Here is a 26,486-nt window from a genome sequence, read left to right on the forward strand (position 1 = left end):
GCTTACGAGGTAGCCTCGTAAGCTTTTTTGGTTAATTCGTTTCTAAATCATGTAAAAACAGACCGCTTAACAGTTTTGGTTCAAACCAAGTTGATTTTGGCGGCATGATTTCTCCCGCATCGGCGACTGCCAAAAGATCGGCCATTTGCGTTGGATACATGGAAAAAGCCAATGTCCATTCTCCGCTATCCACCAAACGTTCCAATTCTTCTGGACCACGAATCCCGCCGACAAAATCAATGCGTTTGTCTGTCCGCACATCTTGGATCGCGAAAATATCAGCCAGCACGTATTGTTGTAAAAGCGACACATCCAGCTGTCCTACCGCATCTTGCGGCACAGATGCCGGTTTGATGGTCAACTCCCACCACGCATGGTTTAGGTACAGATGAATCGAACCACGTTGCGCTGGTTTCTTCGTTGTAGTTTCTTGAATCGTAAAATGCTGGGCTGCCTGCTCAAAAAAGGTTTCTGGCACCGGTACCCGCAAGACCCGATTGTATTCCCAAATCGCTAATTCATTTTCTGGGAATAAGATTGCTAAAAAGCGGTCGCTTTCTTGGCTACTTTGGCCATCGGCTCGCTTTTGCAAGCCAACTTTAACTGCTGACTCTGTACGGTGATGTCCATCCGCAATATAGAGGGCATTTACAGCCTGAAACTGCTGGGCAAAAGAGGCGACTAGCGCTGGATCATCGATCAGCCAAACACGATGCTGCACCTCATGATAGCTGACAAAATCATAGATCGGCGCATGCTCTGCTTGCCACGCATCGATCGCTTCTTTGACTGCTGCTGGTTGGCGATAGCTCAAGAAAATCGGACTTGTATTGGCATCACATGCCAGAATATGATTGATCCGATCGATTTCTTTTTCTGGACGGGTAAACTCGTGTTTCTTGATTTTCCCAGCGACATAATCATCGATCGAGGTACAGGCGACAAGCCCAGTTTGACTTCTGCCAGCCATCGTCAATTCATACAAATAATATGCGGGCGCCGTTTCTTGAATCAACCAGCCTTCTTCTTGAAAAGATGCAAGATTTTCAGCCGCTTTTTGATACACCTGTGTATCATAAGGATCGATTCCTGGCAAGTCGATCTCCGAACGGTCGATGTGGAAATAGCTGTAAGGATTGCCTTGCGCAAACGCTGCGGCTTCTTGTGAATTGACCACGTCATAAGGCAGCTCGGCCACTTTTTCTGCCAATGAGGCTTCTGGACGAATGGCTTTAAACGGAAATACTTGAACCATTAATACCCAACCTCCTGATTTTTGATGACCCGTACACGAACGATATTTTCGTTCTCCCGCAGTTTATCGGCTAATTGATTCAACAATGCCTCATCTTCAGAAGCGACATCTGCTAGGGTGTAAGCAAAGTCTTCCCGTCCACGATTCAGCATATTGTCGATATTAATCCCAGATTCCGCAATGATCGACGAAATCTGACCTAACATATTCGGTACATTGCGATTGATGATCGTCAGACGATAAGGCGAATGAAAAGCCATCTCAACGGTTGGAAAATTCACCGAGCGCTTGATGGTCCCGAATTCCAAGAATTTTTTCAATGTTCGGGCTGCCATCTTGGCACAGTTGACTTCAGCTTCTTCTGTTGAGGCACCTAAATGCGGCAAGACGAGTACTTTTTCATTGTGCAGCAATTGTTCATCCGCAAAATCAGTCGTATAGCCCGCTAAACGGTCGGCTTTTAACGCACGTAAAACGGCATCTGTATCGACGATTTCTTTACGAGAAAAGTTGAATAGCTTCGTTGTTGGTTTCATTTTCGCAAGTTCGGCTTCCCCGACGAGATGATGCGTGTTTTCCATTAGCGGCACATGAACCGTAATAAAATCACAGGTTGAAAAGACTTCCGCAATATCATTGGCACGCTTGACCCGACGAGAGATCGTCCAAGCAGTATCCACTGACACGTAAGGATCATAACCGACTACTTCCATCCCTAGACGATAAGCATCGTTGGCAACCATCGCTCCAATAGAACCAAGGCCGATGATTCCTAACTTTTTACCTTCTAACTCTGTTCCAGCAAATTGACTTTTTTGTGCTTCTGCTTGTTCTTCCACATTATCACCGTTCAAGGTTTGGACCCATTGGGCACCTCGTAAAATCGGGCGGACACTTAAGAGCAGACTAGCAATCACTAATTCTTTGACCGCATTGGCATTGGCACCGGGTGTATTAAAGACGACGATCCCTTTTTCAGTACATGCTTTGACGGGAATGTTGTTGGTCCCAGCCCCTGCACGAGCAATACCTAAGACACTTTCAGGAAAAGCGTAATCGTGCAATTTCTGGCTGCGCAGCAAAATCCCTTGCGGTTGGTCGCTCTCGTTGATGGCATACTTTTCTTTTTCTAAACGCTGTAATCCTTCTGGTGCGATCGCATTGAATGTTTTGATTTGGAACATTTATTTGACCTCCGCTTCAAATGATTTCATAAAGTCGACTAACGCTTGAACGCCAGCTAATGGAAAGGCATTGTACAAGCTTGCTCGCATTCCTCCAACGGAACGATGCCCTTTCAAGTTCTCAAAACCAGCTTTGACAGCTTCTTCATTGAAGCGCTGATCTAATGCTTTATCCCCTGTTACAAAAGGAATATTCGTTAGTGAACGGCTATCAACAGCCACAGGACTACTGTAAAGAGCAGAGGCTTCGATCGTTTCGTATAAAAGCGCCGCTTTTTGGCGGTCTTGTTCTAAAATTGCAGGAATGCCGCCTAATTCTTCCAACCATTCAAACACCAATTTAGCAATATAGATAGCATACGTTGGTGGTGTATTGTACAATGAGTCATTTTTAGCCTGTAGACGATAATCCAGCATTGGAGCGAAAACAGCGTCATCATTGAGTAAATCTTCTCGGATGATCACTACCGTCAACCCTGCAGGACCAATATTCTTTTGGGCCCCAGCATAAATCACACCGAAGTCTTCTACGCGATAGTCATTGGCTAAAATATTTGAGGACATGTCTGCTACGATCGGCACATTGCCAGCCTGCGGAATCGTTTGAAAGGCCGTCCCTTCAATGGTATTGTTCGTGGTGATATGCAAATAAGCCGCTTCTTGATCGATCGCATCTTCTGAAATTTCTGGAATATAAGTAAAGTTTTGATCCTCACTAGAGGCAATGACTTCCACCGTCACGTTTCCAAGCGCTTTTGCTGCTTCAATAGCTTTCTTCGACCAAGAACCGGTATTTACGTATAAGGCTTTTTTGTTTTGTGCAAGATTCAAAGGGATCATACTGAATTGGAGACTCGCGCCGCCTTGTAAAAACAGTACCTGATAGTTTTCAGGAATCCCCATTAATTTTCGTAAAAGTGCTTCTGCATCTTTAATGATTGCTTCAAACAAGGAGGACCGATGACTCAGCTCCATAACGGACATCCCACTTCCGCGGTAATTCAAAAGTTCGGATTGTGCTTTCTCCAATACGGGACGGGGCAATACGGCAGGACCAGCTGAAAAGTTATAAACTGTCATACAAAAAATCTCTCCTTTATGTTAGATGTGAAAATCATTATAACAGATAGCCGAAAATGAAAAAAGCCTTAAAAGAGAAAATAATTTTGAATTTTCAGAAAAGACTACCAATTTCTTAACGTTCGTCATTTCGGCATTTTTTCAAATAGCCAGCGAGAAATTTCATTGTAAACGATCTCGCGGTTGCGCTCATTCAAAATCTCATGACGGCCATGTTCGAGCAAATACATCGTCACGTCAGCATTTTGCTTCAGTTGCTGAGCCAATTGGCGGACGCTTTTGCCATAGTGCCCAACAGGATCGTCTCCACCTGAAATCAGCAGCAGCGGCAATTCTGAATCAATCTTGCGCAGTTGATCCGGATCACTGGCAGCTTGTGTCAATGTAAAGAGATCCTTGTAAGCTGCTAAAGAAAAATGAAATTGGGTGTAAGGGTCCTTCAAATAGCGATCCACTTGCTGCGGATCACTGGTCAACCAATCTTTGGCGGTCCGATTGGGACGAAAACGCCGGTTGTGCTGGCCAAAAACTAGCTGTTCCATTACGTGATAAGGCCATTGCTGAGCGGCAAACGGCCGCAACAAGTTCGTGACGAGTTTGCCTCCTTGCATCAGCACGGCTTTTTCCATCGTGGTGCCCATGATGATCGCTCCTGTCAATGGATGTGGCTGACTAAACAAATAATTCCGCAAAACCAGCGATCCCATACTGTGACCTAAGATAAAGTATGGCCTGTCTGGATAGCAAGCAGCGGCGTACTGATGGACTATTGCCACATCTGCCACTAAATGTTTGGCGCCCTCTTTTTCACCAAAATGCCCATAAGCCTGTGTGTCCTTCACGGATTGCCCATGCCCTAAGTGATCATGACCGACCACCGCATAGCCTTGTGCAGTTAAACATTCCGCAAACTCATGGTAACGTTCAATGTGCTCAATCATTCCGTGGACGATTTGCACGACTGCTTTTGGCTGTTCTTCTGGCAGCCACGTTTTGACAAAAAGCTGATCCTTCCCATTTGATGAAGTCAGCTTTTCTTGATTCATCCTCATAGTTTGCACCTCTTTTGCTTTTTCTTTTCCCTCCGCCAAATAAAACGGTCGTTTTCTTTATTATACATGGAATTTTAGGCTATGGCGGTAGGAGTTGGGAATTTGCGAGGATAAAAAACTCCTGCCACATTGTCTAGAGACAAAGTAGCAGGAGTCAAACGATCATTACCCATCGCTTGGATTGGAAAACTTCCTCACTATTTTTTATTTGAATTTGACGATTTCTAAACGATCAATACTTAGCGTATCCACCCCAATCTCAGACGAAAGGGTGATTTCCTGCGCCCCTTTCGGTAACTTCATGCGGACTTGTAGCGGTTGATAATATTCGGAAGGATAGACATCCACCACGTGGTTTGCTTGTTTCGTTTCAATCCTGACCTGAATTGGGTCATTCAAGGAGAGATAATCAGTGGTTTTGACATAGGCAATCACCAGAAATTCGTCTGCTTCTTCAATCTGCGGGGCAAAGATAATTTTGTCAGTCGTTGATTCAAAGCCTTGGACGACTTTCTTAGAGAGTGCTGCCTCATCTTCGACAAGCACTAAATCGCCCTCCAGCAAAGCACGGCTAGCAGTTAATCGCAGTCGATTGGGCTCAGCTTTTGGCAACGCTTGAACATGCCATTCATCCAAAGGAGCTTCCATTAGAATTTTATCCTCTTGATCCCAACCAAACTTTTGTAAGCGGATCGAACGGTTCCAGCCCGAATGATCCCACCGAGCAGCATGATAAATCAGCCAGTCTTCAGAACCATCTTTTGATTTAGCAAATCCATTATGACCAGGTCCATAGACAGTGTTTGTCTGTTGGAAAATCGGCGCTGGTTCCTTTTGCCAGTTCGCTCTTTCTAGCGGATCATCAGCCACATCTAGGGTCATAAGACCAAGAGCGTAATCATTGTCCCAGCTTCCACTGGCAGAGTATACCAAATTGACTGTTACGTCTTTGATCATCACTTGAGGGGCTTCATTGATCAATGGTGTTTGCCGCATTTCCCATTCATATTCTGGTTCTGAGATAAGTCGTTTCTCCCCAATCACTTCCGTAGGGGAGGCCATTTCCGCTAAATAAAGATTTTGCGCAACATTTTCATACCCTTTCCAGCCCGACCAAAGGAAATAGCGTTTGTCATTGATCTCTAAGACTGTTCCATCAATCGCAAATTTATCATCCATCCCTTTGATCTCTTCCAATTGCCACTCACCCATGTATGGATCTTTTTGATGATTGACTAATGCGTACATACGATGCGTTTCTGAAGGACGATTAGCCGCGAAATACATCACCCAGCGATCATCTAAGTAATGAAGTTCAGGTGCCCAGATACTTTCAAATTCTGCTGGCATTTCCCAGATGATCTTTTTTTCACCAGCAGCAACGTGAGAGAGGTTTTCAGCACGCCAAAGCGTTAAATTATTCCCAGTCGTTTTGGTATAATAAAAGAACGCTTCCGTTTGCAAGATCCAAGGATCTGCCCCATCATTATCGATAATTGAAGTAAAATCGGTCACTTCTTCCCCTGGATCAGTTCCAGCGCTACAACCGGTTATCATAAGCGCAGCAATCAAGATACTTACTCCACTGAGCCAAGCTGCTGATTTCCCCATCGGACATCGCCCCTTTCCTTACCAATCATTTTATTCTACCTGCGGTGGATGAAACTGCTCATTGATCTCTTTAATTGCTGCCAAATCAACTTTTGGTTGGCGATCATAGGTCAGTAACCCATTGATTTCTTGTTCGACATCTGTCAACTGAGTGTAGCAATAGCCCCAGAGTCCGACAGAGTCATAAACAGCCACCATGATTCGCTGATAATCCTTCAAGAAATCTTGTTGATTTTCCACTGAGGTATAGCCCCAACCGGGTTGCCCCGAAACATCGAAGCCAATACCACCAAACTCGGTCAATAAAATAGGCTGATCCTGATAAGAAAATCCTCCAGCGAAAATCGGCCACGGGGTCGATACTCGACTCACCAATTTTTCTCTCGTGCTGAGACTGTCTTTGAAGTATAGATATTTTTGCCGTTCGGATTCTTGCCCATGCGCATAATTATGAATCGCACAAATATCGGTCTCCGTCATCGCCCAACCATCATTTGAAATAACCAACCGTTGCTGGTCTAACGAATGGATAAAGTGATACATCGCTTGAGAAAAATGCTGTTGCTGACGATCAAATGAGATTTTTGGCACACCCCAGCTCTCGTTGATTGGGACCCAAGTAACGATCGAAGGATGACTATAATCCCGAGTAATGATTTCTGCCCACTCTTGCATCAAGCGCGTTACCGAAAGATCTGTATAGATTGCCGGCGCCGCACACTCTCCCCAAACAAGAAATCCTAATTTATCTGCCCAGTATAAAAAGCGTGGGTCTTCTGTTTTTTGGTGTTTTCGGCAACCATTAAATCCCATTTCTTTGGCCAATAAGATGTCTTGTTTAAAGTCCTCATCTGTTGGTGCAGTTAACAAGCCGCTCGGCCAATAGCCTTGATCGAGCACCAGCTTCTGGTAGTAAGGCTTGTTATTTAAGTAAATCATACCGTTTTCTGTATGTATTTTACGCATACCAAAATAACTTTTTAGCTGATCGATGGCCTTCCCTGCTTCTCTAAGAGTCAATTCAACATCAAATAATTGCGGTTTTTCAGGTGTCCAAGACCAGCCTTCATGGTGAAAATTCGTCCGAAAAATTTCTTGCTGGAAAATATCAACCGCAAAACTCAACTTAGAAGTGATAAAGTCTGCCTTTCCGCTGGTAACTAAAGCACCTTTAAAATAGATTTGATATTCTAAGACTACTTGTGGCTGTAACTGGTTCAGTTCTACATCGATCTTAACGGCGCCAGCATCAAAATCACTCGTAAATTTCACCTGTTGCAGATGGGATTCGGCAACTACTTCAAGCCAAACTGGCTGCCAGATCCCTGTTGAGTTTGTGTACCAGATTCCTGCTGATTCTTCTTCCCAAAATTGTTTCCCCCGTGGAATGCTTTCATCAAAATGTGGATCAAATGCTCGCACACTTAGTATTTGCTCTTGTCCAGATACTAAAGCATCCGTGATGTCTATATCAAAAGAGGTATGCCCTCCGCAATGATTTTTCACATGATTGCCATTGACAAACACATCTGCTTCATAGTCCACCGCCCCAAAATGCAAAAGGACACGACTTTTTTCAGGGACTTGCACATTGAAGGTCCGATAATACCATACAACGTCGTGCACTTCTCGATGATCAATGCCGCTCAATGCACTTTGATAGACAAAGGGAACATTGATCTTGTACGGATAGTTTGCTTCATTTGTGTACCACTTTTCTTTTAAACCAAGATTTTGGTCATCAAAGGTAAATTGCCATTCACCATTTAAGCTTAACCAATTCTCTCTCTCAAATTGCGGTCTCGGGTATTCTTCTCTACTCATATTTCCTCCAAAAACAAATTATTTTATGCCACTTTGCAACGACATTGACGCCATAAAGCTTTTTTGCGCCACCAAATACAATAAAAAGGTAGGGATCAAAGCCAAGATTGCTCCGGCAGTTCCAATTCCCGGATAGGTCATGTATTGCCCTTGTAGCAACTGCAGCCCCGGTGTAATCGGTAATTTATCAATATCGTTTATCACGATCGATGGCCACAAGAAGTCATTCCATGAGCCAGTAAAACTAAATAACGCAACCACCGTCAATACAGGTTTGATCAGTGGTAAGATAATATGATAAAAGATTTGAAACTCGTTGGCCCCATCGATCACAGCCGATTCATCCAATTCTTTAGGAATCCCTAAAATGAACTGCCGAACGAGGAAAATGTTATAAACACCTGCAGCCCCAGGAACGATGACTGCCAGAAATGTATTGGTCCAACCTAACGTATCAACGATTTTAAAATTCGGGATCAAATTGACCACCCCGGGAAACATCATCGTTCCTAACAATAGGGCAAAAATCAAATCTCTCCCCTTAAAGGTGAGTCGTGTATAGCCATAGGCTGCAAACGAGACGATCACCATAACCAACAGCGTATGTGAAGTTGAAATAATCATTGAATTCACAAACCAGCGGAACACAGGAGAAGAATCATTGCCTTGTAACAAGCCAAAAAAATTAGCCAGCGTCCAATCTTGTGGAATCAAACTGAACCCAACCTTTTGAATCTCTGCCTCCGATTTAAACGAGGTAAAAATTGCCCATATCAAAGGAAAGAGCCAAATCACACAGACGATCGCTAGCAAAATAAAGGCAATTCTTTTCCCTAGTTTGTTTTCTCGCATCTTCTTCCCTCCTATCTTTCCATTTTTTTGATGACCATAAATTGCACAATCGAAACTGCCATGATTACAAAACCTAGTAAAATAGCCATCGCTGAAGAAATTCCTGCAACCGAGGTACTACTACCAAAAGCATTTTCTTGGATGTACATCATCAACACGCGAGTAGAATTGTTGGGTCCGCCACCCGTCAACATTAGTGGCTGACCATAAATATTAAACTGAGCGATGGTCGTCATGACCGTGGTAAAAACAAGCTGGTTGCGAATACTCGGCAAAGAAATACGGAAAAATTTCGTTATACTATTTGCACCATCTAATTCTGCTGCTTCTAACTGCTCTTTAGAGACGCCATTTAATGCAGCAACATAAATAATTAGATTCCCACCTAATGTCCACCAAATCGTCACGATCAAAATAGCGATCCATGCCCATGGTTGCGTGCCTACAAAATTGATGTCGATACCGAATACTTCTTTGATTGGCCCAAAAGATTTGCTCAAAAGGAACCCCCAAATAATCATGACGGCAGAGATTGCAAACAGTGTTGGCAGATAGAGAATCGATTGAAAAAAACGCATCATTTTTGGTTTAGCAGACAATGCAACCGCTAGCAACAAGGGAATTACAATACATAACGGAACGGAGATTGCCGCAAAAAACAGCGTATTTTTCATTCCATTAAAAAATTGCGTATGATACAACGAGTCTTGATCAAACAAAATCGTTTGAAAATTATCAAACCCGACAAAAATCGGTGTACTGAACAGATCCCATTCAGTAAAAGAAACATAGATCCCAATCACTGCAGGAACTAAAAAGAATAAAAGAAAAAGGAGCATATGCGGACCAATAAAAACGATTGGCCAGCCATTTAACCTTTTTTTCATCAATACCCATCCTTCCTTGTATTTCTAGTGCAGCTCTCAACAAGAAACAACTGTGACAGCCCTTTAAGCCTATCAGAATTCCTCCCCTATCAAAAAATGGACTGAATTCTTTTTATGGTCGCTCTTCCTTCTGCCACAGCCTCTATGTGAGAAGATTATTTCATCTTTTCTTCTACAACTTTTTGGATCTCACCAAAAGTCGTTTGAATATCTGCTTTTCCTGTGATCATGTCCCATGAGCGATTATCATATTCACCAAAGATATACGATAAGCCATCAACTGCGTTAACAGAAATTGCCGCTTGTCCTTTTTCTGTCTTCAATAAGAAGGATTGTGGCATCTCAACATATTCTTCATTGTCTAGCATAGCTAAGGAAGTAGGATTTGCACCTGATTTGACCCACTCTAATTGGTTTGCTTGTAACCAAGTCAGAAAGTCGACCATGCCACTTTTCTTTTCATCGGAACGTTCCTCGTTCGTTTTGAACATTGCAAACTGATCGACGCCTGAACCTTGAATGATATGTTCCGCATCCCATTGAGGAGTAAATGTTTGGCCCCAAGTGAAGTCACTGATTTCTTCCATATTACTTAGCATCCATGTTCCTTCTGGAAGAAAAATCAGTTTCTGGTTTGCAAAAAGTTTATTTGCATCTTCACCATCTGGGACCATGTAGCCGGCATCGTACAGATCCTTAAACTCTTGAACGGCATTGTAAGAATACTCATTATCGATATTGATGTTTCCTTGTGCATCTTGCCATTCCCCACCCATTTGTTGGTAGAGATTCGAATAATTCTGCATGCCCCATGTATAGCCAAAACTATAGATACCATCTGCTTTTGCTTTTTCCCCAGCTTGTCTGATTTCTTCATACGTCACTACGCCATCATCCAACGCTCCTGGAACATATTTATCCACCAAATCTTGGTTGTAATACATCACCCACGAACCCATGGTTGCCGGAATCCCATATTGACTATCATCCACTACACCAGTGTCCCAAGCAGCTTCAACGTAGTTTTCCCGTGCCAATTCTGTCCCATCGATCATGTCATCCCAGGTTTCAAGCATGTCTTGGTGTTTGTACGTAGGCAAAGCTTCTGAGGCAATCAAAGCCAAATCAGGAACACCTTTCCCCGATTTCCCCGCAGTCGTCAACTTTGAAGTAAAGGTATCACCTTGCATGCTTACTAACTTCACTTTAAAGTCTGGGTCTGTTTCATTGTATTGATCAATCGTTTTTTTGATTTTTTCACCGTCTGGTCCTGTCGTCGAAGACCAAAGCAAAATTTCTGAATTATTACTTGAGCTACCACTCCCGCCACAAGCAACTAACAACACTGTACATAATAAGCTTGTCCCTACTAAAACAATAGATTTACTTACTTTCATTTTTTACACTCCTTTTAATTTAACTAAAAAGTAAAATGACATCCAATTATCAATAAACATAATCGTTAGACTATCGTCAAATAATGTTTACACCGTAAAGTTACTATAAACATAAAGCGCTGTCAACATTATTTTAACAAGGTATAACCAAAAATTATATCATTTTACTATTTTGTAAATCCACAAGGTTGTGTTATAATTAAACCATCTTTTCATTAAACATTTTAGTATAACGAGGTGATCGCTATGGAATTGGATTTAACAAACGCATCTTTACCGATCTACGAAGCACTGGCAAATGAAACTCGCTTAGCGATTTTAAGAGAATTAGGCGATAAGAAGAAAAGCATCAGTGAAATTGGACAAAAATTAGCAATCAGCAATGCTTTAATGACCAAACATATCCGTAAACTCGAAGAAGCTCAGTTGATCAAAACCGAAAAAGGATCGGGGCAAGACTGGAAGAAAAAATATTTGTCTCTAAAAACTGATTTCATCAATATCAATTTCCCAGCAAAAGTGTTTCCAGAAATGAATCTAACCTCCCAATCTGTGAAAATCGGCCACTTCACCGATTTTAAAGCTGAGCCTTCTTGTGGAATGGCGACCAAAGACCGCTTGATTGGCGCCTTAGATGATCCAAAATCTTTTCTGGATCAAGAACGTGTTGATGCAAGTATCATCTGGCTAAATAACGGTTTTTTAGAATACAAAATCCCAAATCCTTTGAAAAATGGTGAAAAAATCGAATTACTCGAAATCAGTATGGAGATCGCTTCAGAGTTCCCAATTTCGAATAACTATTGGCCCAGTGATCTTTCCTTTTACTTAAACAATCACTGCATCGGTAGTTACACCGTACCAGGAAACTTTTCGGATGTCAGAGGTTCTCTGACTCCGCAATGGTGGATCGATGAGTTCAGTCAATATGGATTGCTTAAGCATTTACGCATCAATCGCTATGATACTTCCCTCGATGGAGAAAAATTAACAGATCACAACCTGAATGAAATCGACTTAGACCACAGTGACTTTTTCACCTTTAAAATTGCTGCACCTGCAACTGCCGAAAACGCTGGTGGTTTGACCATTTTCGGCGATCGATGGGGAAATTATCCTCAAGATTTATTGTTCAATTTTTACGTATCGGAATGACTGTTGTCGTTTCATTACACAAAAAAAGCACGTAGCGAAGAGAGATCACTCCCTCAGCTAGTGCTTTTTTTCTATTCTCTTAAGCTGTGGCAAAAATGCGTTCAATCAACTGCATCACTGCTCGGACTTCTTCGTTTTTAACGATAGGTTCGGCACCGTTGCGTACAACGTTGTAAAAATTCTTGTAGAAAGGTTCAAAATCCGCTTCGGCTTTCGGGAAAGGAATCTCTTTGGCTGCCAATTCCGATGGCGGTGCCATCGTTTTCGTCAAGCCAACGCCTGCTTGAACTGGTTTTGGTGCGGCCACGTCTTCGCGACCTGTTGCCTGAACCATTTCACCATTTAGATCCCAATCGGTGATGGTGGCTGTTCCTTCCGTTCCTTTGATGTACCAGCGAGGCAATTGCGTGTAATTGGAGGTTCCAACTTCCACGATTGCTTTGACCCCATTTTCAAAGGTAATCAAAGCGAAGAACCCATCATCGACTTCTTCCCCCAACACAAAGCTAAGATCCGCTTTGACGTCTTTCACTGGGCTGTCGATCAGCCATAGCATTTGATCCAGCAAGTGAACGCCCCAGTCTAAGAGCATTCCCCCGCCTTGTTTTTTCACATGACGCCAGTCTCCTGGGATGCCGTTTGCCCCTTGGACCCGTGATTCTAATTGGAACAAATCGCCGATCTGTCCATTACGGTACAGTTCGCGTACAAGTAAAAAATCAGGATCCCAACGGCGGTTTTGGTGAACCATAAAGGTATTGCCGGTTTCTTGGGCAACCGCCACGATCTCATCTAGTTCCGCAGTATTCAGCGCAACAGGCTTCTCGCAAACAACATGTTTGCCTGCTCTCAATGCAGCGATCGATAACTCTTTATGCAAGTCATTAGGTGTGGCGATCAATACTGCTTCGATCGTCTCATCGACTAAGACTTCATCATAGCTTTTAAAGATCTTATGGCCTTTTTCTTGTGAGATCGCTTGACGTTCTTCATTGATATCGTAAGTTCCTACGATGTGGATTCGTTCGTTTTCATTTGGTAAGATATTGTGGACATGGTACGCACCCATGCCGCCATATCCGATTACTGCAAAATTGATTGCACTCATGTCTGACACTCCTCGGTTTTCTTCTTATGCCCACCACATGGATGAAGCTTCTTCACGGATCATAATCGTCTTCAAGTTGCTGATGGCACGATTCAGTCCTTCATCTATGGACATGATTGGATCTTCATGCTCAATACTCAAGACATAATCATACCCATAAATTCTAAGTGCAGAAATAATATCTGACCAGACTTGTAAGCTGTGGCCGCAACCGACTGAACGGAAGGTCCAAGCTCGGGTTTTGACATTGCTATATGGCTGCATGTCCGTCAAGCCATGCATGTTGATATTGTCTTGGTCCAAATACGTATCTTTGGCATGGAAGTGATGGATCGCATCGGCTTCCCCTAAGATTTTGACCGCTGCCACTGGGTCGATACCTTGCCACCATAAATGACTTGGATCCAAGTTACAGCCGATGGCTTTACCCGCAGCATCCCGCAGTTTCAACATCGTATAAGGTGTATGTGCCAAAAAGCCGCCATGAAGTTCGATTCCAATTTTAACACCAGCCGCTTCCGCTTCCGTGTTGATGCCTTTCCAATAAGGAATCAATTTTTGTTCCCATTGATAATTATAATTGTCATCGTATTCCGTCGGCCATGGCAATACTGGCCAGTTGACTTGTGTATCTGTTGCATTTCCGCCTGAAACGCCTGAAAATCCGTTCACAACAGGTACATTCATTAAGCTGGCTAATTTGATGGTTTTGCGCAAAAGTTCATCGGCTTCTTGCGCTTCTGCTTTTAATGGAGAGATTGGGTTGTTGTGACAGCTCAAAGCTGAGATTTCCAATCCTTTATCAGCTAATTTCGCTAAGTATTCTTTTCGCTCTGCTTCACTTGCTAGTAAACGGTCAATGTCTAAGTGGGCATTGCCGGGAGAACCACCGGTACCGATCTCGACGGTTTGGAGCCCTTTTTTCGCTACTTCATCGATCATTTCTTCAAAGCTAAGTTGATTGAATAACGGGGTAAAAACACCTAATTTCATTTTCTTTCCTCCTCAATTGCTTGAAAATGCCCATATGTTGGGTAACGATTTTCTGTTGGTGCACACCAGCGAGCCGCATTTTGGATCACTTTTTGCACTTTGGGATTGTAATAGCTTGGGAATGTCTCATGACCAGGCTGGAAATAGAAGATTTTGCCATTCCCACGGCGGAATGTACAGCCGCTGCGGAAAACTTCACCACCAGGGAACCAGCTGACAAAGATCAATTCATCCGGCGCTGGAATATCAAAGTGCTCGCCATACATTTCCTCTTGCTCTAGTTCGATCCATTCGCCGACTCCTTCAGCGATTGGGTGGCTTGGATTAACATTCCAGATCCGCGCATGCTGATCGTCTACCCGCCATTTCAAATCGCACGACGTTCCCATCAAGGTTTTAAAGATTTTCGAAAAGTGGCCAGAATGCAAGACGATCAGTCCCATTCCTTCCCATACACGCTGCTGCACACGAGCAACGATAGCATCATCGACTTCTTCATGCGCCATATGGCCCCACCAAACCAACACATCCGTGTCAGCCAATACTTGCTCCGTCAACCCATGTTCTGGTTCATCAAGGGTCGCCGTTCGCACTTGGAAATCATCCTCTTCTAAAAACTTGGCAATTTGACCATGGATTCCTTCTGGATACATTTTTTGGACGGTCTCATTCGTTTTTTCATGACGAAACTCGTTCCATACCGTAACGTGGATCATTGGTAGACCTCCTCTACGATGTTTTTTAATTGCAGATAATCAATCCCGCTGGCTTCTAAAGGAGCGAATTTTTGAAACGCTTCCTGCTCGACGATCAACCATGGTAGTTCTAATGCTTTAGCTGCTTCTACATACGACTTGATTGGTAAAATCCCATTGCCGATCTCGGTGCTTTCCTGCGGCTGCTCTTGCATATCTTTGATATGAACCAAGCCGACCTTCGTTTCGCGTTCCTTTAGCCAAGGTAAAACAGCCACGTTTGCAAAGGCTAACCAGTAAAGGTCGGCTTCCAAACGCAGTTGCGGATTGTCTTTGATCAGTTCATCGATCATAGATTCTCCAGCAACTTCAGTAAATTCATGGGCATGGTTGTGGTAGTAGCAAGTCAGCCCTTCTGCTTGCAACTTTTGGGTGATCTGGGTCAACTCCGCAGCAAAGGCTTGCCATTTTTCCAAAGAATCAAAACTGGCATACGGAATGACGATCCGTTGATTGCCAATCGTTTTTTCAAAAGCGACGGTTTCTTCAAAACGATCTCGCAATGCTTCAAACGGGATATGGGAAGCCGCGACCGCCAAATCCAACTGCTCAAGCATTTCTTTGATCTGAGCAGCACTGTGTCCATGATAACCGGCAAATTCAACACCGTCATAGCCGTTTTGTTTAACTGTTTTCAACGCTTCAAAAAGCTCTGTCTTGCAGTCCTCTTGAATACTCCAAAGCTGTAAAGCGATTTTCGGTTTTGTCATTTATGCTCGCTCCTTTTCTTCCAGCAGTTCTTATAGGTAGACTGGCTCACCGGTTTGCGATGATTTGTAGATCGCTTCTAAAATCTCCGTCACGACCATTGCTTCTTCAGGTTTGACCACTGGTTCGGTATCGTTGATGATCGCATGGATCCACGATTGTGCTTCTAAAATTTCTGGCGTCTCCCCGTTTCCTTCATAAAAATCAACGCCGCCTGTTTCAAGTTCGATATTTTTTTCATACAGCAAACTGTGGTCTTCTCCGTTGATGGTCAAACCGTTGTTCATATCCGCACCCGCTTTGCTGCCCATCAGTGTCGTTTTGGCTTCTTTCACATCCAAGCTGTTGAGCGCCCAGCTAGCTTCTAAGAAAATCGTTGCGCCATCTTCCATGACCACAAAACCAAAGGCCGAATCTTCTACTGAGAATTTCTCTGGATCCCAAGGGCCCCAAGCATTTGCGGCATTTTTGGTTTGCGACAACTCATGATACGCTTTTCCGACAACAAATTTTGGTTTGTAATTGTTCATCATCCATAAGGTCAGATCCAATGCGTGGGTACCGATATCGATCAACGGACCGCCGCCTTGCGCTTCTTCATCAAGGAAAACACCCCAAGTTGGCACGGCCCGACGACGGATCGCATGAGCTTTCCCAAAATAAATGTTTCCTAATTGTCCTTCGGCGCACACTTCATGAAGATAACGAGAATCTTTTCTAAAACGGTTTTGGTAGCCGATCGTGAGTTTTTTCCCTGTTCGGTTGGCTGCTTCGATCATTGCTTTGGCTTCTGCCGCTGTTTTTGCCATTGGTTTTTCACACATGACATGACAATCTGCTTCTAGTGCAGCAATCGTCAACTCAGCATGTGAGGCGTTTGGTGTACACACATGGATCACATCTAGATCAGCTTGTGCCAACATTTCTTGATAATCGCTGAATACTTGAGCATCTTCGGTCCCAAATGCTGATTTCGCTTCAACTGCACGTTCAACCAGCAGATCACAAAAGGCAACCATTTCTACTTCTTCTACTTGAGACAAGGCAGGCATGTGCTTGCCGTTTGCGATCCCACCGCACCCAATGATTCCAACTTTAACTGTCATATCTTTCCTCCTGAAAACGCTTATTATTTTCTACCCCCTCATTATAGCGAAACATCGAAAGCAGTTCTTCCCAGTTTCCATTGAAAAAATTCCCGAAAATTATCTTATGAAACTTTAACAAAAAGAACCACTCCACAATTTATGCAAAGCGCTTAAAAAAACACTATCGAGAAAAAAATAGTGCCAGATCAACAAAAAAAACAGTCGACAAGCACAGGCTCATCGGCTGTTTCTATCAATTTTGATTCAATTGTTTCTGGTACTGCAACGGTGATTGACCAACGGCTTCCTTAAAGACATGATGAAATGTTTTGACACTGGCAAAGCCAGCTTTTTCAGCGACTTCTGCCATCGGGATCTTTTCATTTGCCAAGATAAATTTGGCTTGATTGATACGGTATTCCGTCAAAAACTGCATGAAGGTCTTGCCAGTATTGGTTTTAAAGAAACGCGTGAAATAATGAGGACTAAACCCTACATGTCTTGCGGTGTCCTCCATCGTCAAGACTTCTTGGTAATGGGATTCGATGTACTCAAAGACATCATTCAGACGCTGCAAGGTTTCTTTGTATTGTGCGGCCGTTCGTTTTAGTGGATTGACGGCTCGTTTTCGCTTTGGCAAGCTTTGATAGCACTCCCCGATCAACTGGTAAAGCAGCCCGAGAGTCAAATAACGCTTCCCAACAACATTCTCCTCTTCCAACTGATACAACTCGATCAAGAGACCTGTTATTTTTTCCGTAAAACTCGTTGGCCAATTTTTGCTGTGGGGCTCCCCTTCTTCAAAGAGTGTCATCAAGGATACTTCATTTTCTCGAAGCAACGGCTCTTCAAAAAGCTTCATATCAAATTGATAGACATAGCGTTCACTCTCAGGCGATGCTAGAAAATAGTGGGGTTGCCCGCTGGAAAAAAGATACAGATCCCCTTCCTCCAACTCAATGATCGTATCGTCAACACCAATATTGACCGTGCCGCGCTTAGCGTAAATGATCTCGATTTCTTTATGGACATGGGGGTAAACGATGGTCAACCCATCATTTAGAAACGTTCGAAAACGAAATTCACTTTCAAATTCAGGAATTTCAAGATACATACTCATGGCTGACCGACTCCTTCGCTCTATTCTTATTTATTATAAGCGAAAAATTGCCTAAGAGAAAACCTTTTCTCAGCCAATCATAGTTTCTTCTGCTTTTTTGTGGTATCGTATTCAAGAAAAGGAGTCTTGTTTATGAATTATTATGATCAACATCTGCATACATTTTTGTCTTTTGATTCAGATGAACAGTTTGAGAATTATCTAGCTTACCAGCCTGCCTACTTCGTTGCGACAGATCATTTCGATTTGAAGAACCCCTATTCGGGATTCCGTGATGATATTCCTGACTATGAATTACTAGTAAAAACCCACCAGAAGCTGCAAGAGACCACAGCGACGAAACTCTTAAAAGGCATCGAGATTGGTGTCGTGCCTGGTCAAGAACAAGAAATCTTGCGCTATCTTGAAAGCCATCCTTATGACTTGAAATTGATCAGTATCCATCAAAACGGTACCTTTGATTATATGGACGATGCCGTGTTGACGAAGGACAAATTTGCAGTCGCCAAACAATACTTTGACCAAATGGCCCACGTGTTGGACTCGTTTCCAGACGGGCATATCGTGACCCACTTTGATTATGGCTTGCGTCGTTTCCAATTTACAGCTGAGGAATTGGCCGCCCATTTTGAAACAGAGTTAACGACGATCTTCAAAAAAATCGTTGCCCGTGACTTAGCGATGGAAATCAACGCTAAGAGCTTTGGCCCCTATCAAAATGCCCACCTTTACCAATATGCTATCCCGCTGTATCAAAGTGTCGGGGGTAAATTGTTCACCCTCGGCTCTGATGCCCATAAAGCCAGTGATTATCGGTTAGATTTTGCAGCGATGAGCGATCTGCTGCGTTCCTTTGGTGTCAATCAATTAGCGGTATTTCAAGGTAGTGAACGGTTTATGGCGGATCTGCCTGCTCAATAGCGTCACCTTTGAATGCACTCTACAACAACACATTTTCAATAAATGGACAAAAAAACGGCGAACCTTAAAAGGATACGCCGTTTTTTCATTTTAAGACCATATTTACTTAGGTTATTCTGCTGCTAAAATATCTTCCTTGGCATGGATCATTTGAGTCAAAAAGTCACAATAAGGCGTTGGGACTTGGTACTTACGGCCTTTTCGTGAGATTGCGCCATTGATATAATCGATCTCGGTTTTGCGATGATTATTGATCAAATCTTGATACATGGATGGATAGTGCATTCCGATGCCTTCTGGATCATAGGTTTCCTCAATATGGTGGACTACTTCGGATACATCCAGTTCAACAGATTCATGGGTAGCAACTGCCGCAAATTCTTCCACAATCGTTTGGACCATCGCACGCGCCGTTGAGGTTTGTCCGAATTGGGCAATATTCACATTTAAAATCGAACACAAACCATTTAGTGTGCCGTTGACACAGGCTTTGCGATAGATGGAGTAGCGAATGTTCTCAGAATAAGACGCATTTAACCCAGCATCAGCCAAGGCTGCCGCTAATTGACGGGCATCTTCTTCTTTGCCCGGTTCGATATTTTGCAGTTCTACAGAACCATCCCCAAACAAGCGAACATTACCAGGACCAATCAAGTCCGCCGTCCAAATGGTATTTCCTAAAAAGATTTTATCCGTGCTGACATATTTTTCAATCGTGTCCTCATGACCGATCCCGTTTAATAAGCATAAGACTTTCGTTTGCTCTCCGATCATCGGTTTGATCGTTTGCATCATTTGATCCAGTTGCATCGCTTTAGTAAAGACCAGGATCAAGTCTGCTTGTACAGTCGTTGGGATCTCATTTTGCGAATAGATCGAAAAAGGGACTGCGATCTCTTCACCGTTTAAGTTCGCTCGTAATCCGTGTTCACGGATCGCTTCGATATGCGCCGGCCAGCCGTCGATCAACGTGACGTTATTTCCGCCTCTTTTTAGCATAATAGCAAAACGGCTGCCCATAGCACCTGCACCAGCAATAACAATTTTCATCTGAATTCCTCTTTCCTCTTCCACAATTAGGTATAGTTTACTCTAAAATCGTGAAATATGCGAGAGCCTTGCGTTTTTTCTCGATAGGAAAGAAAAAAGAACAATTGGAATAGTTAGATTTTTCAGATAATTAAAAAACGGTCGTTTCCAATTTTGTCCATTCAAAAAGTCGCACGGAAGATTGAAAACTTGACTGAGCTAAACCAGTTTTCGGACTCACGTGCGACCCTTCTATTCAATTATTTCCTGTGAAACAGTTGTCGTTTTAGGCAGTGACTGTTTCATTGTTTGTTGTAAAGTTTTTTAGCCGTTCAGCTTTTTCCGCTTCTGTGATCCCATGTTGTTCCACGTAACGGTTGTGTTCGTGGATGGCACAATCATAGCTACAGGCACCTAAATGGGCAGCTTGATTTTCTTCAGAAGTCAAAAATTGGCGATTGCATTCTGGGTTGGCACAGTTTACATAGCGCTCGCAAGGTGTGCCATCAAACCAGTCGCGACCGATAACTTTTTTATCCACATGATTGATTTCCACACTAATGCGTTCATCAAAGACGTACATTTTGCCATCCCAAAGCTCGCCTTGAACTTCTGGGTCATTCCCATAAGCAAAGATACCACCATGAAGTTGGGCCACATCATCAAAGCCTTCTCGCAGCAACCAGCCTGAGAATTTTTCACAACGGATACCACCAGTACAATAAGTAACGACTTTTTTATCCATAAATTTTTCTTTATTATCGATGATCCATTGCGGCAACTCACGGAAGCTGCGGATATCGGGACGAACGGCTCCTCGGAAATGGCCTAAGTCATATTCATAATCGTTACGGGCATCGATCACCACGGTATCTTCATCTAACAAAGCTTCTTTGAACGCTTTAGGATCTAAATATTTTCCAGTCATTTCTAATGGATCGATGTCATCTTCCAGGTTCAATGAAACCAATTCTTTGCGCGGACGAACGAATAGCTTTTTAAACGCATGTTCTTCTACTTCATCGATTTTATAAAAAATCCCTTTAAAACGGGGATCAGCTTCCATTTTTTCCATATAGCGATTTGTTGCTTCAACCGTTCCAGAAAGCGTGCCATTGATCCCTTCATTGGCTACTAAAATACGGCCCTTGATGCCAATTTCTTTTCCAAATGCTAAATGCTCCTTGGCGAAGCTTTCCGGATCTTCAATTGTTGTATATTTATAAAATAATAAAACGCGGTATGTCAAACCAATTCCTCCTTTTTTTGCACCCTACAGTATAGGTTATCGCGTGACAAAAAACGAGTTTTATGCTTGTACCTTTTCACACAATCTTTTTCTTTGAGCAAACAGTGTCATGGATTGGTTTTATTGAGCTCTGCCACGAAAAAAGCTGTGACTTGATCCATCGTTTCTCCACGCACCAGATGGCGTTCTTCTCGCGAGATAAACTGCAGATTTGCTTCTGGATTTTCTGCCACAAAGGCTTCCACATCAGCATAAGGAATTTTCTCGTCTTGGGTACCATGCCAAAACAAAAGAGGACGCTGTCCTAATTTCTCTGGTTGAGAAGACAGATCGTAAGCATCCATCCAGCTTAAAAGCTGACCATAATCCTCGGGTACAAAGAACCCAGCAGCGCCGGCGTGCATTTGGATGCGGTCACGGTATTTCAACATGGAAGGAGAACCCATGATACAAGCTGCCGCTGTGATTTCTGGATGCTGGCATAACAAACCACACGTGGTCATCCCTCCCATGGAGACACCGCCAACTGCGATCTGACCGTTGACCAAACCAAGATTTTCAAAAAAATCGACTAAGTAAGAAAACTCAAATAGATTGGTTTGGATACTTTGCCAAAAAGTTAAAGAAGGAATCTCCGATAGCTGGGTCTTGCGCTCCCCATGATTGGCTGCATCTGGCAAGACCACCCGAAAACCTTCTCTAGCCAACTTTCTGCCTTGTGTCAACACTAATTCTTTGCTCGTCTGCCAACCATGATAGTAAATAATCAATGGCAGCGGTTCATAAATCATTTCTTCTGGTACGACTTCTAAGACCGGAATATTCCCGATTTTTCTTTTTCGAACAGCTAATTTCATTCTTTTCCACCTCAGCTTAAGTATACAAAAAGTCGCCAAAAGCGCCACTGATACGCTGTAAAAAAAGATCATACCCGAAGAGTATGATCCGTTTTTTCGTTTATGAATGTAAGACCGCTTCTCGAGCCAATGCCAAACAACCGAGCGTTCCAGCGTTGTCTTCCAATGCTGGGGTCACGATATATTTGCTTAACTCAGGTGTTTCGACATACCCATTGACCAATTTTGCAAATGCGTCATGGACGTTTTGCAGCATATGGCGTTGTTTCATCACACCACCGCCAAAAATGATCACATCTGGAGAAAACATCAAAGTTGTATTGTAGGCACATTGAGCAATATAGGAGGCTTCGATTTCCCAATAAGGATCATCTTCTGCAACCTCTTGTCCTTTTTTCCCTAAGCGTTTTTCGATGGCGGGTCCAGCGGCCATCCCTTCTAAACAGTTGCCATGAAATGGACAGCTGCCAGCAAAGTCATCTTTTGGATGAGGGACGACGAGCATATGCCCCATTTCTGGATGACTAAATCCTTCGATAAAGCGCCCTTCTTGTAAGGCACCGCCGCCAACACCTGTACCGATCGTGTAGTAAACGACACTACTCAATCCTTTGCCACTGCCGAAGACATACTCACCATAGGCAGCCGCATTGACATCTGTTGTCCAAGAAATAGGGATCGGAAATTCTTTTTTCATGGTACCGATGAAATCAAAATTTTGCCATGCCAATTTCGGGGTTGAGGTAATGTACCCATAAGTGGCAGAATCGCGATGGATATCGATGGGCCCAAATGAGCCAATCCCAATCCCTGCTAAATCTGCTTGGTATTGTTTGAAGAAATCAATGACTAAAGGCATTGTTTCCTCAGGTGTCGTTGTCGGAAAGCTCACTCTTTCCTTGATCGTCATTTCTTCATCGCCAATGGCACACACAAATTTTGTGCCGCCTGCTTCAATCGAACCGTATAACATGCACATCGCTCCTTTTTTTCTAACTACTTGCTGAACTTGATGCTGCGGCATCATCTGCTTTGACGCGATCGATGGCTACCACTAATGCAATGATCAGGTCATCTAGATCTTCTTCATAGATCACAACTTCATAGGTATCGCCCCAAGAGATCCATTTTTTGTGGATCTCTGCGATCCGCTTGCCGTTGCGGTTGACCACAAAATCCATATCCCACCAATTGCCATCCACATCGATGCCTTCTGCACTGATGGAATAGCGGGCTTTAAAAAATGTGAAATGTTTTTCTAAAACGATCGCTTCTTGGCCGTGGACTTCCACAAAAAATTTTGGTAATAAACTGAACACTTTTTTGGTGATCTCCGCGATCGGTCGCTGCTGCTCATTGAAGATCGTAAAACTTTTCGGGATCTTAAAAAAACTGCCTTCGACATAATAGCGAGGGTTTTGTAAGTCATCGGTCACGGTAAATTTTTCGCCAATGCTGAAAACCTTCTGTTTGATGTAAAGTTTCTTCAAATGCTACACTCCTTTCTCTTTGACATCGCCCGTATTGATCACCGGCTGAGTGCCTTTATCGGTAATGATCGACACCAATAAATTATTGATCAGTTGGACTTTGCGGTCATCTGTGAAATTGATGTCCTGTCCGTCTTCGATTTGTTCTAACGCCATTTGTGTCATGGAGACGGCCCCTTCAACAATGATTTGCCGTGCTGATAAAATTGCTTTAGCTTGTTGGCGCTGCAGCATCGCACTAGCGATCTCAGTCGCATACGCGAGGTGATTTAAGCGGGTCTCTATGACTTCGACCCCAGCAACAGCTAATCGTTCCTGCAATTCTTTTGCCAGCTCCTCCGAGACTTCACTTGTATTGCCTCGCAACGTCAGATCATCGTCATTGAACGTGTCATAAGGGTATTGCGTCGCAATATGACGAATCGCTGTTTCACTTTGGATCTCAATGAAGTCTTGGTAATAATCGACATCAAACAATGCTTTAGCGGTATCTACAACTTTAAATACCACCACTGCCGAGATCTCGATCGGGTTTCCGTCTGAATCATTGACCTTCAACAGCGAACTGTTAAAGTTGCGGACTTTCAATGAAACATTGATTTTTTGGGTTAATGGGGTTGTCACAAACAAGCCGTTGTCTTTAATGGTTCCTAAATATTGTCCAAAAAAGAGGATCGCTTTGGCTTGGTTGGGTTGTACGATCGTTAACGAACTAAGGAAAAGAAACGAAACGATCCATAAAAGAATACTGAGAACGATTTCGAGAACGCTCTCATTTACGAACCCATGATAAAACAAATAACCGCCGCCAACTAATAACCCGATTAGCACAACCAGTGCTAAATACCCATTCACATGAAATGTCTGTTTTTCTGTCATTTTTATTCCTTCCCTTCTTGCTCTTATCTTACCTTGGTTAAAGCCGCTGTGCAAATGTTCTTGCGCATATCAGCGACGATTCCCAATCAAGCTATTTTGTTTTCTGCAACTTTCCCGTTACAATTAAGGTAGGACAAAATTTTTCACAAAAAGGAGTAATTCTTATGGCACAAAAAATTGACTTAGAAACGAGTAAATGGTCGTTGGAATCGATCATTAAAACGGTCGGCACCGATCTTTCCTCTGTTGTGGAGGTACAAAACAAAGACGGCATTGACGTTGTAGTGATCTCGAAAGACGAGTGGCAACATCTTTTGGAATTACTCGATGCGCGTCATGCAGAAGGCTATCGTCTAGAACAAGAGCTTCCTGAAGAAATTTTAATTGACGTTGCCGATACCGACAATCAGTATACAGAAGACGGCGAGTTAGAAATGGAACTGCCTGAACGTGTGCATCCAGCACCTGATTTTGAACTGGATTCAGAAGAAATCGTTGAAAGTGATGACGTACTAGATTAAATAAAAAAGCAAAACGGCCCCGGGCTCGTTTTGCTTTTTTTATAGCTCTTTTTCCTGCTTTTTGGTAATGACTGCTTGCAATCGTTCGATGGCAGGCTGCAATTCTTGTAGCGCCTCTTCTTCGGGTTCTAACTCTGCACACCGTTGCAGTCGCTCTAACCACATTTCTGGTTCTTTGACGCCCAACTGGCCAATGGCCCAATAAGCCGTTCCTCGAATCACTGGGCGCACGTCTTCTGTCGCACAGCGCCAAATCGCTGGCAAGGCACTGCGATCCCCTACATTGGCTAAGGCGATGATGGCATTACGCTGCAACGGTTTTTTCCCCCGCCAAGAGCCAGATAGATGGCCAAATTGTGCCTTGAAGGCTTTGTTTGATAAAGACAGCATCGGTTGCAGTTTTGGATAAACGGTATCGACTTCAGGCTCCATCTCTTGATGAAAATGGAAGTCTTTCCCCCGATTATAAGGGCAGACCAGCTGACAAATATCGCAGCCGTAAATCACGTTATGCATCTTTTTGCGGTACTCTTCTGGCATCATACCCTTCGTCTGGGTTTGATAGGACAAACAGCGCTGGGCATTCATTCGACCATCGCCCAATAACGCTTTGGTGGGGCAAGCCGTCACACAACGCATGCAATCCCCACAACCAAACGGGACTTCTTCATCTGGTTCAAGAGAGATATTAGTGACGATCTCCCCTAGATAAACAAACGAACCAAATTCTTCCGTAATCAGCAAGCCATTACGACCGATAAAGCCAAGACCCGCCCGCTGCGCTGCCGCCACATCCACCAATTCCCCTGTATCGACTTGCGGTGCGAAACGCCATTCGACTTGTTCTTCCATCGTTTGCGCTTGTTCTTTGATAAAGGCGATCAAGCGATCCAATCGTTCTCGCAAAATATCATGGTAATCGATGCCCCACGAGGCACGGGCAAACATGCCGCGTTTTTCATCCCGCGGGACTTTCTCTTTGATTTTTGTCGGATAAGCTAAAGCGATCGCAATGATCGTTTGCGGATTTTCAAATGTCCGTTCAGGATAGATACGCTCTTCGATCACGGGATGCTCAAAACCAGACGTATGACCTTTGGCTTTTTGTTCCCGCAAGGAAGGCTCCAATGCCAAAAACGGCTCCGCTGAAGCAAACCCGATCTTGTCGATGCCAAGCCGCTTGCTTTCTGCAATAATTTTTTCTTTTAAAGACATGCACGCTACCCTCTTTTGTCCGCTAAGCATCTGCTTCTCGGCTTTTTCTCTTCCCCTATTATACGTAAGCACCTGAAAAAAGTCGATGGTGCGGTTTGTTCCCCCCGTTTTTTTCTTTCTTTAAAAGAACACGTGTTGATTGTTTAAGATTTTAATTAATTTTATCGTTATTTTCCTCGCAACGATTGCATTGCCTTTTTCGAATGCTAGACTAGATAAAGGAATTAGAAAGAAATGAACAAATGAAATGGAGATG

25 protein-coding genes are annotated in these 26,486 nt (G+C 43.4%); 3 read left to right on the plus strand and 22 right to left on the minus strand.

The window, feature by feature from the left end; translation table 11 throughout:
* Positions 1 to 31: 31 nt before the first annotated feature.
* The 9 genes from IGK63_RS13225 to IGK63_RS13265 form a co-directional block, all read right to left on the minus strand.
* A complete protein-coding gene (locus IGK63_RS13225) occupies positions 32 to 1,255 on the minus strand; it encodes a DUF1015 domain-containing protein (RefSeq protein ID WP_016612862.1) in 1,224 nt (407 codons plus the stop codon).
* Positions 1,255 to 2,439 carry a phosphoglycerate dehydrogenase gene (locus IGK63_RS13230; protein WP_005233935.1) on the minus strand — a complete coding sequence of 395 codons (1,185 nt, stop codon included), beginning with the start codon at positions 2,437 to 2,439 and terminating at the stop codon, positions 1,255 to 1,257. Before IGK63_RS13230 ends, IGK63_RS13225 begins: the two co-directional genes overlap by 1 nt.
* Positions 2,440 to 3,519 (minus strand): 3-phosphoserine/phosphohydroxythreonine transaminase, encoded by a 1,080-nt coding sequence (gene serC / locus IGK63_RS13235; protein ID WP_005233933.1) that lies wholly within the window; start codon positions 3,517 to 3,519, stop codon positions 2,440 to 2,442. It abuts the gene before it with no gap.
* A 125-nt stretch (positions 3,520 to 3,644) separates the two neighbouring features.
* The gene (locus IGK63_RS13240; protein WP_034872138.1) at positions 3,645 to 4,571 is read right to left on the minus strand and encodes an alpha/beta fold hydrolase; all 927 of its coding nucleotides are present in this window, start codon (positions 4,569 to 4,571) and stop codon (positions 3,645 to 3,647) included.
* Between the two features lie 204 nt (positions 4,572 to 4,775).
* Positions 4,776 to 6,182, minus strand: coding sequence for a glycoside hydrolase family 43 protein (locus IGK63_RS13245; RefSeq protein ID WP_016612864.1), 1,407 nt, complete (start codon positions 6,180 to 6,182; stop codon positions 4,776 to 4,778).
* 30 nt (positions 6,183 to 6,212) lie between these two features.
* Entirely contained in the window at positions 6,213 to 8,006 is a 1,794-nt protein-coding gene (locus IGK63_RS13250) for a glycoside hydrolase family 2 protein (protein ID WP_016612865.1), read from the minus strand.
* Positions 8,007 to 8,024: 18 nt separating this feature from the next.
* Positions 8,025 to 8,858 (minus strand): carbohydrate ABC transporter permease, encoded by an 834-nt coding sequence (locus IGK63_RS13255; RefSeq protein WP_008380370.1) that lies wholly within the window; start codon positions 8,856 to 8,858, stop codon positions 8,025 to 8,027.
* Between the two features lie 11 nt (positions 8,859 to 8,869).
* Positions 8,870 to 9,745: a carbohydrate ABC transporter permease gene (locus IGK63_RS13260; protein WP_016612866.1), complete on the minus strand. Its 876-nt coding sequence runs from the start codon at positions 9,743 to 9,745 to the stop codon at positions 8,870 to 8,872.
* Between the two features lie 155 nt (positions 9,746 to 9,900).
* The gene (locus IGK63_RS13265; RefSeq protein ID WP_429972521.1) at positions 9,901 to 11,142 is read right to left on the minus strand and encodes an extracellular solute-binding protein; all 1,242 of its coding nucleotides are present in this window, start codon (positions 11,140 to 11,142) and stop codon (positions 9,901 to 9,903) included.
* A gap of 246 nt (positions 11,143 to 11,388) precedes the next feature.
* Between IGK63_RS13265 and IGK63_RS13270 the strand changes: the two genes are divergently transcribed.
* Positions 11,389 to 12,297 (plus strand): ArsR/SmtB family transcription factor, encoded by a 909-nt coding sequence (locus IGK63_RS13270; protein ID WP_008380365.1) that lies wholly within the window; start codon positions 11,389 to 11,391, stop codon positions 12,295 to 12,297.
* A 79-nt stretch (positions 12,298 to 12,376) separates the two neighbouring features.
* Here the strand turns inward: IGK63_RS13270 and IGK63_RS13275 are convergent, their stop codons facing one another.
* From IGK63_RS13275 to IGK63_RS13300, 6 genes are all read right to left on the minus strand, one after another.
* Complete coding sequence (locus IGK63_RS13275) at positions 12,377 to 13,405, minus strand: Gfo/Idh/MocA family protein (protein WP_016612868.1); 1,029 nt, start codon at positions 13,403 to 13,405, stop codon at positions 12,377 to 12,379.
* Between the two features lie 24 nt (positions 13,406 to 13,429).
* On the minus strand, positions 13,430 to 14,398 hold the full coding sequence (locus IGK63_RS13280; RefSeq protein ID WP_005233928.1) for a sugar phosphate isomerase/epimerase family protein: 969 nt from the start codon (positions 14,396 to 14,398) through the stop codon (positions 13,430 to 13,432).
* Positions 14,395 to 15,114, minus strand: coding sequence for a ThuA domain-containing protein (locus IGK63_RS13285; protein ID WP_016612869.1), 720 nt, complete (start codon positions 15,112 to 15,114; stop codon positions 14,395 to 14,397). Before IGK63_RS13285 ends, IGK63_RS13280 begins: the two co-directional genes overlap by 4 nt.
* Positions 15,111 to 15,863: a sugar phosphate isomerase/epimerase family protein gene (locus IGK63_RS13290; RefSeq protein ID WP_016612870.1), complete on the minus strand. Its 753-nt coding sequence runs from the start codon at positions 15,861 to 15,863 to the stop codon at positions 15,111 to 15,113. Before IGK63_RS13290 ends, IGK63_RS13285 begins: the two co-directional genes overlap by 4 nt.
* 30 nt (positions 15,864 to 15,893) lie before the next feature.
* A complete protein-coding gene (locus tag IGK63_RS13295; RefSeq protein ID WP_005228203.1) occupies positions 15,894 to 16,967 on the minus strand; it encodes a Gfo/Idh/MocA family protein in 1,074 nt (357 codons plus the stop codon).
* Between the two features lie 235 nt (positions 16,968 to 17,202).
* Positions 17,203 to 18,069, minus strand: coding sequence for an AraC family transcriptional regulator (locus tag IGK63_RS13300; RefSeq protein WP_016612871.1), 867 nt, complete (start codon positions 18,067 to 18,069; stop codon positions 17,203 to 17,205).
* Between the two features lie 132 nt (positions 18,070 to 18,201).
* Between IGK63_RS13300 and IGK63_RS13305 the strand changes: the two genes are divergently transcribed.
* Complete coding sequence (locus tag IGK63_RS13305) at positions 18,202 to 18,990, plus strand: PHP domain-containing protein (RefSeq protein ID WP_016612872.1); 789 nt, start codon at positions 18,202 to 18,204, stop codon at positions 18,988 to 18,990.
* A gap of 111 nt (positions 18,991 to 19,101) precedes the next feature.
* Here the strand turns inward: IGK63_RS13305 and IGK63_RS13310 are convergent, their stop codons facing one another.
* From IGK63_RS13310 to IGK63_RS13335, 6 genes are all read right to left on the minus strand, one after another.
* Positions 19,102 to 20,040 carry a 2-dehydropantoate 2-reductase gene (locus tag IGK63_RS13310; protein WP_034872139.1) on the minus strand — a complete coding sequence of 313 codons (939 nt, stop codon included), beginning with the start codon at positions 20,038 to 20,040 and terminating at the stop codon, positions 19,102 to 19,104.
* Between the two features lie 265 nt (positions 20,041 to 20,305).
* Complete coding sequence (locus IGK63_RS13315; protein WP_016612875.1) at positions 20,306 to 21,268, minus strand: rhodanese-related sulfurtransferase; 963 nt, start codon at positions 21,266 to 21,268, stop codon at positions 20,306 to 20,308.
* Between the two features lie 107 nt (positions 21,269 to 21,375).
* The gene (locus IGK63_RS13320; protein WP_008379569.1) at positions 21,376 to 22,125 is read right to left on the minus strand and encodes an alpha/beta fold hydrolase; all 750 of its coding nucleotides are present in this window, start codon (positions 22,123 to 22,125) and stop codon (positions 21,376 to 21,378) included.
* Between the two features lie 100 nt (positions 22,126 to 22,225).
* A complete protein-coding gene (gene scrK / locus IGK63_RS13325; protein ID WP_002347415.1) occupies positions 22,226 to 23,098 on the minus strand; it encodes a fructokinase ScrK in 873 nt (290 codons plus the stop codon).
* Between the two features lie 19 nt (positions 23,099 to 23,117).
* Positions 23,118 to 23,615 carry an LURP-one-related/scramblase family protein gene (locus IGK63_RS13330; protein ID WP_005233908.1) on the minus strand — a complete coding sequence of 166 codons (498 nt, stop codon included), beginning with the start codon at positions 23,613 to 23,615 and terminating at the stop codon, positions 23,118 to 23,120.
* A gap of 3 nt (positions 23,616 to 23,618) precedes the next feature.
* Positions 23,619 to 24,494 (minus strand): SPFH domain-containing protein, encoded by an 876-nt coding sequence (locus IGK63_RS13335; protein ID WP_008379560.1) that lies wholly within the window; start codon positions 24,492 to 24,494, stop codon positions 23,619 to 23,621.
* Positions 24,495 to 24,658: 164 nt separating this feature from the next.
* Here IGK63_RS13335 and IGK63_RS13340 point away from each other — a divergent pair, with 164 nt between their 5' ends.
* Positions 24,659 to 25,015, plus strand: a complete 357-nt coding sequence (locus tag IGK63_RS13340; protein WP_008379558.1) for a hypothetical protein — start codon at positions 24,659 to 24,661, stop codon at positions 25,013 to 25,015.
* Positions 25,016 to 25,054: 39 nt separating this feature from the next.
* On the opposite strand, the gene queG is transcribed toward IGK63_RS13340, so the two are convergent.
* A complete protein-coding gene (gene queG, locus IGK63_RS13345; protein WP_034872140.1) occupies positions 25,055 to 26,230 on the minus strand; it encodes a tRNA epoxyqueuosine(34) reductase QueG in 1,176 nt (391 codons plus the stop codon).
* Between the last annotated feature and the right edge of the window lie 256 nt (positions 26,231 to 26,486).

Source organism: Enterococcus sp. AZ040, assembly GCF_050499185.1.
In the GTDB taxonomy this organism is placed as follows: domain Bacteria; phylum Bacillota; class Bacilli; order Lactobacillales; family Enterococcaceae; genus Enterococcus_D; species Enterococcus_D entomosocium.